Annotated in this window: 14 protein-coding genes; 3 read left to right on the top strand and 11 right to left on the bottom strand. The window is 69.9% G+C overall.

The window, feature by feature from the left end:
- Positions 1 to 68: 68 nt before the first annotated feature.
- Positions 69 to 1,091, top strand: coding sequence for an alcohol dehydrogenase AdhP (gene adhP / locus Q343_RS0105880; RefSeq protein WP_029252660.1), 1,023 nt, complete (start codon positions 69 to 71; stop codon positions 1,089 to 1,091).
- A 63-nt stretch (positions 1,092 to 1,154) separates the two neighbouring features.
- The gene (locus Q343_RS0105875) at positions 1,155 to 3,416 is read left to right on the top strand and encodes a RecQ family ATP-dependent DNA helicase (RefSeq protein WP_029252659.1); all 2,262 of its coding nucleotides are present in this window, start codon (positions 1,155 to 1,157) and stop codon (positions 3,414 to 3,416) included.
- A gap of 18 nt (positions 3,417 to 3,434) precedes the next feature.
- Here the strand turns inward: Q343_RS0105875 and hisD are convergent, their stop codons facing one another.
- Entirely contained in the window at positions 3,435 to 4,757 is a 1,323-nt protein-coding gene (gene hisD, locus Q343_RS0105870) for a histidinol dehydrogenase (RefSeq protein ID WP_029252658.1), read from the bottom strand.
- Positions 4,758 to 4,822: 65 nt separating this feature from the next.
- On the opposite strand from hisD, the gene Q343_RS0105865 reads away from it, so the two are divergent.
- Positions 4,823 to 5,050 carry an RNA-binding S4 domain-containing protein gene (locus tag Q343_RS0105865; protein WP_029252657.1) on the top strand — a complete coding sequence of 76 codons (228 nt, stop codon included), beginning with the start codon at positions 4,823 to 4,825 and terminating at the stop codon, positions 5,048 to 5,050.
- Positions 5,051 to 5,057: 7 nt separating this feature from the next.
- Here the strand turns inward: Q343_RS0105865 and Q343_RS0105860 are convergent, their stop codons facing one another.
- From Q343_RS0105860 to Q343_RS0105815, 10 genes are all read right to left on the bottom strand, one after another.
- On the bottom strand, positions 5,058 to 5,462 hold the full coding sequence (locus tag Q343_RS0105860) for a pyridoxamine 5'-phosphate oxidase family protein (protein ID WP_029252656.1): 405 nt from the start codon (positions 5,460 to 5,462) through the stop codon (positions 5,058 to 5,060).
- 10 nt (positions 5,463 to 5,472) lie between these two features.
- Entirely contained in the window at positions 5,473 to 9,048 is a 3,576-nt protein-coding gene (gene dnaE / locus Q343_RS0105855) for a DNA polymerase III subunit alpha (RefSeq protein WP_029252655.1), read from the bottom strand.
- A 60-nt stretch (positions 9,049 to 9,108) separates the two neighbouring features.
- On the bottom strand, positions 9,109 to 9,588 hold the full coding sequence (locus Q343_RS0105850) for a GNAT family N-acetyltransferase (RefSeq protein WP_029252654.1): 480 nt from the start codon (positions 9,586 to 9,588) through the stop codon (positions 9,109 to 9,111).
- Positions 9,585 to 10,517 carry an RluA family pseudouridine synthase gene (locus Q343_RS0105845; protein WP_029252653.1) on the bottom strand — a complete coding sequence of 311 codons (933 nt, stop codon included), beginning with the start codon at positions 10,515 to 10,517 and terminating at the stop codon, positions 9,585 to 9,587. The genes Q343_RS0105850 and Q343_RS0105845 overlap by 4 nt, the downstream gene beginning before the upstream one ends.
- On the bottom strand, positions 10,514 to 11,125 hold the full coding sequence (locus Q343_RS0105840) for a signal peptidase II (protein WP_052366886.1): 612 nt from the start codon (positions 11,123 to 11,125) through the stop codon (positions 10,514 to 10,516). Before Q343_RS0105840 ends, Q343_RS0105845 begins: the two co-directional genes overlap by 4 nt.
- Before the next feature lie 50 nt (positions 11,126 to 11,175).
- Positions 11,176 to 11,637 (bottom strand): TraR/DksA family transcriptional regulator, encoded by a 462-nt coding sequence (locus Q343_RS0105835; protein ID WP_029252651.1) that lies wholly within the window; start codon positions 11,635 to 11,637, stop codon positions 11,176 to 11,178.
- Between the two features lie 115 nt (positions 11,638 to 11,752).
- On the bottom strand, positions 11,753 to 12,427 hold the full coding sequence (locus tag Q343_RS0105830; protein ID WP_029252650.1) for a DivIVA domain-containing protein: 675 nt from the start codon (positions 12,425 to 12,427) through the stop codon (positions 11,753 to 11,755).
- A 171-nt stretch (positions 12,428 to 12,598) separates the two neighbouring features.
- Positions 12,599 to 12,889: a YggT family protein gene (locus Q343_RS0105825; RefSeq protein WP_029252649.1), complete on the bottom strand. Its 291-nt coding sequence runs from the start codon at positions 12,887 to 12,889 to the stop codon at positions 12,599 to 12,601.
- A gap of 24 nt (positions 12,890 to 12,913) precedes the next feature.
- Positions 12,914 to 13,387 carry a cell division protein SepF gene (locus Q343_RS0105820; RefSeq protein ID WP_029252648.1) on the bottom strand — a complete coding sequence of 158 codons (474 nt, stop codon included), beginning with the start codon at positions 13,385 to 13,387 and terminating at the stop codon, positions 12,914 to 12,916.
- Positions 13,388 to 13,530: 143 nt separating this feature from the next.
- Positions 13,531 to 14,256, bottom strand: coding sequence for a purine nucleoside phosphorylase YfiH/LACC1 family protein (locus Q343_RS0105815; RefSeq protein WP_043109299.1), 726 nt, complete (start codon positions 14,254 to 14,256; stop codon positions 13,531 to 13,533).

Here is a 14,256-nt window from a genome sequence, read left to right as displayed (position 1 = left end):
TGTGAAAGTCTTCACGAAGAGTACGATGGAAGGCATCAGACCAACACCAGGAGGATTCTGTGAGTACCATGCGCGCAGCCGTCGTCGACTCGTTCACCGCCCCGCTGACGGTCAAGGACGTCGAGATCCCCACCCCGGGGCCCAACGAGGCCCTCGTCAAGGTGGACTACACGGGTGTCTGTCACACGGATCTCCACGCCGCCCACGGTGACTGGCCCGCCAAGCCCCAGCCGGCTTTCATCCCCGGTCACGAGGGCGTCGGCACCGTCGTCGCCGTCGGCGACCAGGTGACCCGCGTCAGCGTCGGAGACGTCGTCGGCAACGCCTGGCTGTGGAGCGCCTGCGGCGAGTGCGAGTACTGCGAGACGGGCTGGGAGACCCTCTGCCTCAAGCAGGAGAACGGCGGATACTCCGTCGACGGTTCCTTCGGCCAGTACATGCTCGTGGACGCCCGCTACTGCCCGATCGTCCCCGACGGCGTCGACATCAGCGCCGTCGGCCCGATCCTCTGCGCCGGCGTGACCGTCTACAAGGGCCTCAAGATGACCGACACGAAGCCTGGCGACTGGGTCCTCGTCTCGGGCATCGGCGGACTCGGGCACATCGCCGTCCAGTACGCCGTCGCGATGGGCCGTCGGGTCGCCGCGGTCGACGTGGACGACGCGAAGCTCGAGCTGGCTCGCAAGCACGGCGCCGAGGTCACCGTGAACGCGGCCACCTCCGACGACGCGGCCGCCGAGATCCAGGCCCAGACCGGAGGAGGCGTCCACGGTGCTCTCGTGACGGCGGTCAACTCCCACGCCTTCCCCCAGGCCGTCGGCGCGCTACGACGCGGAGGGACCGTCTCGCTCGTCGGACTCCCGCCCGAGCAGTTCCCGCTCGACATCTTCACGACGGTGCTGTCGGGCCTGACCGTCCGCGGCTCGATCGTGGGCTCCCGCAAGGACATGGCCGAGGCCATCGACTTCTTCGCCCGCGGCAAGGTCAGCCCGACCTACACCGTCCGCCCGCTCGACGACATCAACGAGATCTTCGGCGAGATGGAGAAGGGTGCGATCGACGGCCGCGTCGTGATGGACATGCGCTCGTAGCCCTCCGGCACGAGTCGTCGTGGGCCCGCCTCCGTGTCAGGGGGCGGGCCTACGATCGTCTCGATGACAACCACGAGCGCACCCGACCCGCAGCCCACACTCCGCACCGAGGCGGAGGACGCTCTGCGCAGACTCGTCGGACGCGACGACGCTGCTCTTCGAGACGACCAGTGGACCGCCGTCGAGGCGCTCGTCGACCGGCACGCGCGCGCCCTGGTCGTCCAGCGGACCGGCTGGGGAAAGTCGGCGGTGTACTTCGTCGCCACGTCCCTGCTCCGGGCACGGGGCGCAGGGCCCACGGTCATCGTCTCGCCGCTCCTCGCGCTCATGCGCGACCAGATCGCCGCGGCGGACCGGGCCGGCATCCGCGCCGTGACGATCAACTCGTCCAACATGACGGAGTGGGACACGGTCCACGCCGAGATCGCCGCCGGGACGATCGACGTGCTCCTGTGCTCCCCCGAGCGCCTCAACAACCCGGACTTCCGGGACGAGGTGCTCCCCCGGCTCGCCGCCGACGCGGGTCTGGTCGTCATCGACGAGGCGCACTGCATCTCCGACTGGGGCCATGACTTCCGGCCCGACTATCGCCGGATCCGTACGCTCCTGGGCGACCTTCCCGCGGGAATCCCCGTACTGGCCACGACCGCGACGGCGAACGAACGGGTCACGGCCGACGTCGCCGAGCAGCTCGGGGTCTCGCGCACCTCGGCCGCCGGCGGCCTCGGCGAGGAGGTGCTCGTGCTCCGCGGCGGGCTGGACCGCGCCTCGCTCCATCTCGCCGTCCTGTCCCTGCCGGACCAGCCCAGCCGCGTCGCGTGGCTCGCCGACACGCTGCAGGACGTCGACGGGTCGGGCATCGTCTACTGCCTCACGGTCTCCGCGGCCGAGCAGGTGGCCACACAGCTGCGAGCCGCCGGCCTGGCCGTGCAGTCGTACACGGGGCAGACCGACCCGGCCGAGCGCGAGCAGCTCGAGGCCGACCTGAAGGACAACCGCGTCAAGGCGCTGATCGCGACGTCGGCGCTCGGGATGGGCTTCGACAAGCCCGACCTCGCGTTCGTCGTCCACCTCGGAGCACCTTCCTCGCCGATCGCCTACTACCAGCAGGTCGGGCGCGCCGGCCGCGGCGTCGATCAGGCCGTCGTGGTCCTTCTGCCCGGACAGGAGGACCGAGCCGTCTGGGAGTGGTTCGGAGCGCAGGCGTTCCCCGCGGAGGAGCAGGTGCGCGCCGCTCTCGAGGCGCTGAGCACCACGGAGACGACGTCGATCGCCGCGCTCGAGACCCGGGTCGACCTCAAGCGGTCACGACTCGAGTCCATGCTCAAGGTGCTCGACGTGGACGGCGCGGTCCGCCGCGTCAAGGGAGGATGGCTCGCCACGGGACAGGAGTGGGCCTACGACGCCGACCGCTACGCGCGCGTCGCGCAGACACGCCGCGACGAGCAGCAGTCGATGCTCGACTACGTCGCGACGCCCGGGTGCCGCATGGCCTATCTCCGCGCGGTCCTGGACGACCCCGAGCTCGAGGCCGGGTGGGCCTGCGGCCGGTGCGACCGGTGCGGAGGGGTCGGGCTGCCCGACGCGCCCGACGCCGACGCCGTGGCCGCGACACGGGCGGAGATGGACCGGGTCGGTGTCGACGTGACGGCGCGCCGCCAATGGCCAAGCGGCATGGAGAGTCTCGGCGTCGACCTGCGGGGCCGAATCCCCGCGGCCGAGCAGGCCGGTGCGGGCCGGGCCGTCGCACGTCTCGACGGACTCGGGTGGTCCGGCGCGCTCCGCGACCTCTTCGCCGCCGTCGACGCGGAGGGCCGACCTGCGGACGGCGAGACTCCCGTCCCGCTCCGCAAGGCGGCGGTACGTGTGCTCGACGAGTGGGACGCGCTGTGGACCGCCGGGCCGTCGTCGTCCGACGACGGCGACCCGAGCACGGGAGACGACGACGGGCCCCGCGCGGAGGACCGTGCACTGACGATCGAGGGGGTCGTGGCGGTGCGGTCGACCACCCGACCCCTGCTCGTCCAGCACCTGGCGACCGGGCTCGCGGGATACCTGAGGGTGCCGTTCGTCGGTTCCGTCGGCCCGGCACCCGACCACGCCGCGCCGGCGCGGCACGACGTGAACTCCGCGATGCGACTGGCCGGTGTCTCGCGCCGTCTCCACCTCGAGCTGTCGGACGCGGCGCGGTCGGGCCTTGCGGGCCGTGCTGTCCTGCTGGTCGACGACTACACCGACTCGGGGTGGACGCTCACCGTCGCCTCTCGCCTCCTGCGCGAGGCAGGGGCGAGCGCCGTGCACCCGTTCGTGCTCGGCGTCCGGTAGCCCGGCCGGCGCGCCCGCTCAGAACCGCGCGCGGACGGCGTCACCGTGAGCAGGCAGGTCCTCGTCGTTCGCCACGGCGACGATGCGGTCCGCGACGACGGCGAGCGCGTCCCGGTCGTACTCGATGACCTGTACCGCCTTGACGAAGCTGTGCACACCGAGGCCGGAGGCGAAACGCGCGCAGCCTCCCGTCGGCAGCACGTGGTTGGACCCTGCCATGTAGTCGCCGAGGGAGACCGGCGACCAGGGCCCCACGAAGATCGCGCCGGCGTTCCTCACCTTCTCGGCGAGCTCGGCGGCGTCGCGTGTCTGGATCTCGAGGTGCTCGGCACCGTACGCGTCGACCACGCCGAGCCCCTGCACCATGTCGTCGACGACCACGATCGCCGACTGCGGGCCGTCCAGTGCCTGCGCGACCCGTTCACGGTGGTGGGTCTCGGCAGCCACGTCCGCCACCCGCGCCTCCACGGCGGAGGCGAGCTCCACCGAGTCGGTGACCAGCACCGCGGCGGCGAGCGGGTCGTGCTCAGCCTGGCTGACGAGATCGGCCGCGACGTGCCCGGCGTCGGCCGAGTCGTCCGCGAGGACGGCGATCTCGGTCGGCCCCGCCTCGGCGTCGATCCCGACCACACCCCGGACGAGGCGCTTCGCCGCAGCGACATAGACGTTCCCGGGCCCGGTGATCACGTCGACCGGCTCGCAGAGCACGTCGCCGTCGACCGGGTCAGAACCGTCGGCGCCGTAGGCGAACATCGCGACGGCCTGCGCACCGCCCACCGCGTAGACCTCCTCGACACCGAGCAGGGCGCACGCCGCGAGGATCGTCGGGTGCGGGAGTCCTCCGTTGTCGGCCTGGGGCGGCGAGGCCACCGCGAGCCCGGGAACCCCGGCCTCCTGGGCCGCCACGACATTCATGATGACGGAAGACGGATACACCGCGAGCCCGCCCGGCGCGTACAGCCCGACCCGCTCGACCGGTACCCAGCGCTGGCGCACCTGCGCCCCGGGAGCGATCTGCACGGTGAAGTCCTGAGGCTTCTGTGCCGCGTGCCCGCTGCGCACCCGGACGATCGACTCCTCGAGGCCCGCGCGCACGGTGCCCGGAAGCGTCTCGAGCGCGCTCGTCAGCTCAGCGGGAGGGACACGCAGATACTGCGGCCGCACGTGGTCGAAGCGCTCGGCGAGGTCACGCAGGGCAGCGGCCCCGCGGCGTCGGACGTCGGCGACGACGGGTGCGACCTGCGCCGCGGCGTCCTCGACCCCGAGCTCGGCTCGCGGAAGGACGTCGACGAGCTCGCGACGGGTGAGCTTTCGGCCACGGAGGTCCAGTCGGGATATCACGTGCCCATCCTAGGACGGCCCTGCGTGCTGCACCGAGACCATTTCAGAACGGGCACAATGAACCCATGAACTCCTCCGAACCCGTCACGATCGACGGCGAGAGCATTCGCCTCGGTCAGTTCCTCAAGCTGGCCGACCTCGCCGAGTCGGGCGCCGACGCACGCGAGCTCATCACTGACGGAGAGGTGTCCGTCAACGGCGAGGTCGAGACGCGTCGTGGACGGCAGCTCGTCCGCGGCGACGTGGTGGCGGTCGCCATGCCGCAGGGAGAGATCTCCGCGACGGTGGCGTGACGACCCGTCACTCGGCCATGTAGGCGGAGCACATGACGCGGTCGGGGGTGAGCCGAAGGACGATCCGGTCCGGGTTCTCGCTGAGCTGACGGTACCTGCGCGCGTATCGCTCGACCGCGTCCGCGATCTCGTCGACGTCGGTGACGACCTCGACCGGACCCTCGAGAGTCATCCACCGCCCGCCGTCGACCTGGCACAGGGCCGCCCGTGGCGGCACTCCCTCGGCGTCGCGGGCGGCGTTCCGCGCCTTCGTCGAACGGCGGTTCGTCGTGATGCGCGCGACCCCGGCCTCGGGGTCCCAGGTGAACGCGACCGGGACGACATGTGGCGTCCCGTCGGACCGAAGCGTCGTCAGGGTGGCCAGGTGGCGTTCGGTCACGAAGACGCGCTGCTCCGGGTTCAGATGAATCATCGCGTCGAGTCTAGACGCCTGCGCCGACGCCGACAGGCGACGATGCGAGGCACGACGGTCCGAGCAACGCCTTGAGATCACCGAAGAGCGCGGGCGAACGTTCGACCCGCAGTGTCGCCTCGAGGCGCATCACGGTGGTCCGGCCAGGACTCTGGAGGCGCAGGTGCACCTCGGCGGTCCCAGGATGGGTCGCCAGGATCTCGCGCACGCGCTCCACGAGCGGCGGCGTGCAGCGCGACTCCGGAAGGCTGACCAGCACCGGAGCGTCCGCGACGTTGGAGACGTCGGGGAGGCTCACCTCCATCGCCTGGAGCTGCATCGTGTCGTCACGACGCCGCACCCGGCCCTTGAGCACCACCACCTGGTCCTCGGCGAGGATCGTCGAGTAGGCCAGGTAGGTCTCGCCGAAGAACATCACCTCGACGCCGCCGTCGAGATCCTCGATGGTCACCGCTGCCCAGGGATTGCCGTTCTTGCTCATCTTGCGCTGGAGCGACGTCACGAGCCCGGCGATCGTGACGGTCGAGCCGTCCGTCCGCCCCTCGTCCGTCAGCAGGGCAGCGATCCCGGTGTCCGCGTGCCGGGCGAGCACGTGCTCGAGCCCGGAGAGCGGGTGGTCGGAGACGTAGAGTCCGAGCATCTCGCGCTCGAAGGCCAAGAGCTGCTTCTTGTCCCAGTCGGGCAGGTCCGGGACGTCGACCTGGAACCCCATCGCGTCGTCCTCGGAGCCGCCGAGGTCGGCGAAGAGGTCAAACTGCCCCTTGGCCTCCTCCCGCTTGACCGAGATCACCGCGTCCACGGCCTGCTCGTGGACGACGACGAGTGCCCGCCGTGGGTGTCCGAGCGAGTCGAACGCTCCTGCCTTGACGAGCGACTCGATCGTGCGCTTGTTGCAGACGACCGCCGGGACCTTGTCGAGGAAGTCGGTGAAGGAGGTGAAGTCACCCTTCTCCTCGCGGGTCGCGACGATCGCGTCCACCACGTTGCGCCCCACGTTGCGCACGGCCGTCAGACCGAACCGGATGTCGTCCCCCACCGCCGTGAAGTTCGCCGCCGAGGAGTTGACGTCAGGGGGGAGCACCGTGATGTGCATGCGACGGCACTCGTTGAGATAGAGCGCGGACTTGTCCTTGTCGTCCCGGACGCTCGTGAGCAGGCCCGCCATGTACTCGGTCGGGTAGTTCGCCTTGAGATACCCGGTCCAGTACGAGACGAGTCCGTAGCCCGCCGAGTGGGCCTTGTTGAACGCGTAGCCCGCGAACGGCACGAGGACGTCCCACACGGCCTTGATCGCGGCGTCGGAGTACCCGCGCTCGCGCATCCCCGCCTGGAACGGGATGTACTCCCTGTCCAGGACCTCCTTCTTCTTCTTGCCCATGGCACGACGAAGCAGGTCGGCCTGTCCGAGGGAGTAGCCGGCGAGGATCTGCGCGGCGCGCTGGACCTGCTCCTGATAGACGATCAGCCCGTGGGTCTCCCCGAGGATCTCCGCGAGCGGCTCCTCGAGCTCCGGGTGGATCGGGGTGACCTCCTGGAGCCCGTTCTTGCGCAGGGCGTAGTTGGTGTGCGAGTTCATCCCCATCGGCCCCGGTCGGTACAGGGCGATGACGGCCGAGACGTCCTCGAAGTTGTCCGGGCGCAGCTGGCGGAGGAGCGCGCGCATCGCCCCGCCGTCGAGCTGGAACACCCCGAGCGTCTCGCCCCGGGCGAGCAGGTCGTACGTCGCCTGGTCGTCGAGGCCGATGTGCTCGATGTCGACCGGCTCCTTGCCGTTCATCACGATGTTCTCGAGCGCGTCGTCGAGGATCGTCAGGTTGCGCAGCCCGAGGAAGTCCATCTTGATGAGCCCGAGGCCCTCGCAGGTCGGGTAGTCGAACTGCGTGATGATCGCGCCGTCCTGCGGCCGCCGCATCAGCGGGATCACGTCGATCAGGGGCGCGCTCGACATGATGAGTGCGCACGCGTGGACGCCCCACTGCCTCTTCAGCCCCTCGATCCCCTGAGCCAGGTCGACGACGCGCTGCGCCTCCGGGTCCTGCTCGTGCATCTTCCGGAACTCCTCGGCCTCCTGGTAGCGAGGGTCCTTCGGGTTGAAGATGCCGGAGACCGTGATGTCCTTGCCCATCACCGCGGGCGGCATCGCCTTCGTCAGCTTCTCCCCCATCGCGAACGGAAAGCCGAGGAGCCGCGAGGAGTCCTTCAGGGCCTGCTTGGCCTTGATGGTGCCGTACGTGACCACCTGGGCCACACGGTCGTCGCCGTACTTGTCCGTCACGTACCGGATGACCTCGCCGCGCCGGCGCTCGTCGAAGTCGACGTCGACGTCGGGCATCGAGACGCGCTCCGGGTTGAGGAAGCGCTCGAAGATGAGTCCGTGCTCCAACGGGTCCAGCTCGGTGATCCCCATCAGGTAGGACGCCATCGACCCGGCGGCCGAACCTCGGCCGGGCCCGACACGGATGCCCTGCTCCTTCGCCCAGTTGATGAAGTCGGCGACGACGAGGAAGTAGCCCGGGAACCCCATCTGGACGATGATCTCGGTCTCGTACCTCGCCTGCTCTCGCGACGCGTCCGGGATCCCGTCCGGGTACCGGCGGTGCAGGCCGTTCTCGACCTCCTTGACGAACCAGCTGACCTCGTCCTCGCCCTCGGGCACCGGGAAGTGGGGCATGTAGTTGGCACTCGTGTCGAACGAGACCTCGCACTGCTCGGCGATCCGCAGCGTGTTGTCGCACGCCTCGGGCAGCTCACGGAAGAGCTCACGCATCTCGCGGGCCGACTTCACGTAGTAGCCGTCTCCGTCGAACTTGAACCGGTCCGGGTCGTCGAGCGTCGAGCCCGAGTTGATGCAGAGCAGGGCCTCCTGAGACTTCGAGTCCTCGCGTCGCACGTAGTGCAGGTCGTTCGTGGCCACCAGGGGCGCGCCGATCGTCTCCGACAGCCGGATCAGGTCCTTCGTGACGCGCGTCTCGATGTCGAGCCCGTGATCCATCAGCTCGACGTAGAAGTTCTCCTTGCCGTAGATGTCCTGCAGCTCGCCGGCCGCGCGCACCGCCTCGTCCCACTGGCCCAGACGCAGTCGCACCTGGATCTCGCCCGAGGGGCATCCGGTCGACGCGATCATGCCCTCGGAGTACGTCGAGAGCAGGTCGCGGTCCATGCGCGGCCACTTGCCCATCTGACCCTCGAGCGAGGCGAGAGAGCTGGCACGGAACAGGTTGTGCAGACCCGTGTTGTTCTTGGCCCACATCGTCATGTGCGTGTAGGCGCCGCGGGCCGAGACGTCGTCGGACTCCTGGCCCTTCTCGCCGTACCGGACGCGCGTCTGGTCGAACCGGCTCGTCCCGGGGGTGACGTACGCCTCGACGCCGATGATCGGCTTGATCCCCGCCGCCGTCGCCTTCGACCAGAACTCGAACGCCCCGAAGACGTACCCGTGGTCGGTGGTCCCGATCGCCTTCTGACCGAGTCGCGAGGTCTCCTCGAAGAGGTCGCCCAGCCGCGCGGCTCCGTCAAGCATGGAGTACTCGGTGTGCACGTGCAGGTGGACGAAGTCGTCCTCGGTCGTGGAGCTGGCAGACGGCATGCGACGAGTCTAGATCCCGCCGGGGACAGTCCGGGGGACGGCACGACCTCTCGTCCCGTCCTACGCTGTGAGGACCTTCACGCCGTCGCGATGGTCGATCCCGGCGTCGAGGTAGACAGGCCCCTCGACCTCGTACCCGCACCGCCGGTAGAAGCCCTCGGCCTGCGTCTGCGCGCTGAGACGGACGACGACGCGTGAGCCAGTCGGCGCCGTCGCGGCGTTCTCGGCGAGCGCCCACTGCTCGAGCGTGTCCATCACCAGTGCGCCGACGCGGGTCCCCCGCGCACGCGCGGCGACCGCGACGCGCCCGATGTGCACGTCGCCGGGCGTGTCGTCGACCAGCAGCCGACCGGTCCCGACCACGGTCCCGTCGACTGCCCGCACGAGCACGTGCGACGTCGACGGGTCCGTGTCTAGCGCATCGATCTCCTCGGCCCGTGGCACGCCCTGCTCGTCGCAGAAGACGGCGAACCGCAGCGCCCAGGCTTCCTCGAGGCCCGCCGCGTCCGCGACGCGTTCGACCGTGTACGACCCGGTCATGCGTACGCGCCCCGGACCACCTCGAGGGCCTGCGCCAGGTCGTCCGGGTACTCGCTGGTCACCTCGACCCGCCGTCCGGTGACAGGGTGGTCGAAGGCGAGTCGCATCGCGTGGAGCCACTGCCGGGTCAGGCCCGTACGCTCCGCCAGCCGGGGATCCGCCCCGTAGGTCAGATCGCCCACGAGCGGGTGCCGGACCGCCTGGAAGTGGACGCGGATCTGATGGGTGCGGCCTGTCTCCAGGTGAACCTCGACGAGCGACGCGGCCGGAAGCATCTCGAGCACCTCGTAGTGCGTGACCGAGTGCTTGCCGTCGGCGGTGACGGCGAACTTCCAGTCGTTGCCCGGATGACGCCCGATCGGTGCGTCGATCGTCCCGCGGGTCGGCTCGGGGTGGCCCTGCGCCAACGCGTGGTAGACCTTCTCGACCGTGCGCTCCTTGAACGCCCGCTTCAGCCCCGTGTACGCGACCTCGCTCTTCGCGACCGCCATCAGTCCGGACGTACCGACGTCGAGGCGGTGAACGATCCCCTGACGCTCGGCCGGGCCCGACGTCGAGATCCGGTAGCCGGCCGCGACGAGCGCTCCGACCACGGTCGGTCCGGTCCATCCCGGGGACGGGTGGGCGGCCACGCCGACGGGCTTGTTCACCACGACCACGTCGTCGTCCTCGTAGGCGATCGTCATCCCCGGGACCGGCTCCGCCACGACGGCCGCTGCGACGGGCGCCGGGTCCTGGAGGTCGACCTCGAGCCAGCCGCCCTCGGTCAGCCTGTCCGACTTGCGGACGGCCGTCCCGTCGAGAAGGACGTTGCCGTCGGCGGCGAGCTCGGCGGCACGGGTCCGCGAGACGCCCAGCATCCGGGCCATCGCGGCGTCGACGCGCTCACCGACGAGACCGTCCGGGACGGGAAGCTCCTTGCGGCTCACGCCGGTCCGTTCCCGGGCCGGTTCTCCGGGTCCGTGGGGTCGACCGCGGCGGGCTCGGCCCGCGCCGGGTCGTCCGACGACGGCGACTCGTCCCCCTCGTCGTCCACCAGCGGCTCTCCGTCGATGCCGACCCCACGCAGCGCGAGTATCGCGATCAGGACGGCGGCGGCGACGATGGCGATGTCGGCCACGTTCCCCACGAAGACCCCGTAGTCGATGAAGTCGACCACGTGCCCGCGCGCGAATCCGGGCTCGTTGGTGAGCCGGTCCACGAGGTTGCCGACCGCGCCGCCGAGGAGCAGGCCGAGAGCGATCGCCCAGCCGAGCGAACCGAGCCTGCGCAAGGACCGGATGATCACCGCGACCACGACGACCACCAGGACCGTGAGCACCCACGTCATGCCCGTGCCGATCGAGAGCGCCGCACCGGGGTTGTACACCAGGACGAGGCCCAGGAGATCGCCGACGAGCGGAATCCGCCCCTCGCCGGCAAGGGCATTCTCGGCCCAGATCTTGGTGACCTGGTCGACGACGAGGACGAGGACGGCCAGCGAGACCGTCCACGCGACGAGGGAGCGGCGCACCGGGCGCGCGGGCTGTGTGGACATCGGGGTCAAGTCTGCCACGACGCGACCACGCCGGGTCACACCCGGCAGGCTCAACGCCGCTCTTCGCGGGCCTTTGCCTCGACGCTCAGGGTCGCCCGCGGGAAGGCCTGAAGCCGCGCCTTGCCGATGGCGGCGCCCGTGGCCTCGCACGTGGCGTAGGTGCCGCGCGCGACCCGCTCGAGAGCACGGTTGGTCTGCGCCAGCAGGTCGCGCATGTTGTTCACGATCGTGAGCTCCTGCTCACGCTCCAGAGCGTTGGCGCCCGAGTCCGCCTGGTCGTCACCGGCGCCCTCACCGGAGTTGCGCAAGAAGTCGGATAGCTCGACGTCCGCCTCCGTCAGCTCTCGCTGCAGGCGCTCACGCTCCGCCATCAGACCGACGACGAGGGTCTCCGCCTCGTTCAGCGTCCACGCCGACTCTCCGTCGCGCACGGGGTACTTCTTCACCTGTCGGCCGAGTTCTGGGAACTCTTCCTTGACTGCGGCACGTTCCGCAGCGCTGAGCTTCGTCATGACGGCCTCCTGGGTCGAGTGACGGCGAGACTAAACGCGACAGCCGGTGCGCACAACACACCACGCCGTGGTGTGTCGCGCGCACCGGCTGCGAAGAAACCGGACCGACGCGTGATCAGATGCTCGGTGGGAGATCTCCCGAGCGGTTGCCTGCTGCGGCGTTGCTGCGCGGCGGGAGTGCGCTGCCGCGGTTGTCGAGGTCCCCCAGCAGGTTCTGCAGGTAGCTCTTGAGACGGGTGCGGTAGTCACGCTCGAACAGGCGCAGCTCGTCGATCTTCCGCTCGAGGAGCGAACGCTCCTGCTCCAGCTGCGTGAGGGTGCGGTGAGACGTCTCCTCCGCCTCCTGCACGAGTCGGTTGCCCTCCTCCTTCGCCTCGCTGATGAGACGGTCGCTCTCCTCCTGACCGGAGCGCACGTAGTCGTCGTGCAGCTTCTGGGCCATCTGGAGCATGCCCGTGGCGGACTCGGGCTCGGCCCCGGAGACCGCAGGGCTCGCAGCCGCGGCCGCGACGACGGCTGGCTCCGGCTCCGGCTCGGGCGCCGGCTCGGGCTGCGCCTCGACGTGCGGCTCGGCGGCCGCTCCTGCGGCGCCCGCACGGCTGAGCTCCGCCACGCGTCGCTCGGCGGCGGCCAGCTTGGAGGTCAGGTCCTCGTTCTCCTCTTGGACGGAGTTCAGCGTCCGGACGACCTCGTCGAGGAAGTCGTCGACCTCCTCGATGTCATAGCCCTCACGGAACTTCGTCGCGGAGAACTTCTTGTTCAGTATGTCCTCGGCAGTCAGCAGTGCCATCGTGTCACCTCGTTGCGGTTGCGCTGTCGGTCCGGGATCTGGCGATCACCTGGAACCAAAGTATCGGAGTTTGCTCGGCCGGGCCGGTCGGCGTCGCGGAGCTGTGAAGCACGGCACGCCGGTTCGTCCCGGAGTTCGGTTTCGTGCGCCCTGGATCACACGCGGGCGGACCTACGTCGCGAGGATGCTGGCCCAGGTGCGGGCGATCGAGACCGCGATGAAGAGGATGATGAAACCCAGGTCAAGGCTCACCTGCCCGATGCGTAGCGGAGGGATGACCTTGCGCAGCGCACGCAGCGGCGGGTCGGTCGTCGTGTACACCGTCTCGGCGACCAGGAGCATGAATCCTTGCGGACGCCAGTCGCGGGCGAACACCTGGACCCAGTCGAGAACGAGCCGACCGATCAGCAGGATCAGGTAGAGGAAGAGCAGGAACGCGATGATTCCCCAGAATATTTGCACGGAACTACTGTGCCAGACGTCGGGTCAGCTCTGGTTGTAGAACGCGCCCGCGCTCGGCTTCTTCTGCCCCTTCGGCTCGCTCGAGACCATCACGTTCTCGGGCGACAGGAGGAACACCTTGTTCGTGACTCGCTCGATGTTGCCGTGCAGTCCGAAGATCAACCCAGCCGAGAAGTCGACCAGGCGCTTGGCGTCGGCGTCGTCCATGTCCGAGAGGTTGATGATCACGGGCGTCCCGCCACGGAACGCCTCCCCGATGATCCGGGCGTCGTTGTAGGAACGCGGGTGGATCGTCGCGATGCGGCCGGACTCGGCCGTGACCGCGGTGCCGGTCTCGCGCGACGAGACCGACCGGTGGATCGGCGTGACCTCAGCGGGGAAGTCCTGCGGCATGTCTGCCTCCGTCTCCTCGAACTCCTCGTCGAACTCGTCTCGTCGCTCACCCTGGTCGTCAGCGAGACCCAGGTACAACATGGTCTTGTGCAGCGCTCCGGCCATCACCTGACTCCATCCTTGTCGGCACCGTCAATCCGGTGTATAGACGCTAACTCGACGTCACCGAGGATCGAAGGCACGACACGCCAGGCCTTGCGTGTTTGCCCGAGGGTGTGCCTGGGGTCGTCAGCGTGTGCCTGTCTCGGTCAGATCCGGAGGACCCCGGCGAAACGACCGGTGACGCCGCCCGCCCACGTCGCTTCCCGGTGGGAGTACCACTCGTCCTCCTCGGCGGTGCACCCGCCGACGCGGGTCGTGTCGGCGACCCCGAGGGCACGAAGCTGCGCGACGGCGCCACGCGCCAGGTCCAGGGCCGGCGCGCCGTCCCGGGTGCGTGCAACCGCCGACGGCACCGACGCCACGACCTCGTCGCGCATCTCGGCCGGCACCTCGTAGCAGGCCCCGCACACGGACGGGCCGACGACGGCCCGGAGCGAGTCAGGACGCGCGCCCCGTGCCACCAGGGCGTCGACGGCCACGGCGACGACTCCGGCGGTCAGTCCCCGGCGACCGGCGTGGACGGCGGCGCCGACGCGACGCGAGGCGTCCGCCAGGAGCACCGGAACGCAGTCGGCGACCATCACCGCGCCCGCGTGCCCCTTCCTGACGATCAGCCCGTCGGCCGCGGTCTCGTCGCTCGTGCTGTCGACGACGGTCGTGCCGTGGACCTGGTCGACGTAGCGCACCGGAACCCCGGCCCACGCGTCGACGAGCGCGCGGTTGCGACGGACGTCGGCCGCGTCGTCGCCGACGTGGAGTCCGAGATTCAGGCCCGCGTACGAACCGGAGGAGCGACCGGGGTGTCGCCGTGTGAACCCGGCCCGGACTCCCGGGCCGAGGTCCACCTCGAGGACAGAGAGATCGTCGCCCAC

Origin of the sequence: Paraoerskovia marina DSM 21750, from assembly GCF_000701465.1 — a bacterium.
Taxonomy (GTDB): domain Bacteria; phylum Actinomycetota; class Actinomycetes; order Actinomycetales; family Cellulomonadaceae; genus Paraoerskovia; species Paraoerskovia marina.
This window is presented reverse-complemented; position numbering and strand designations above follow the sequence as displayed.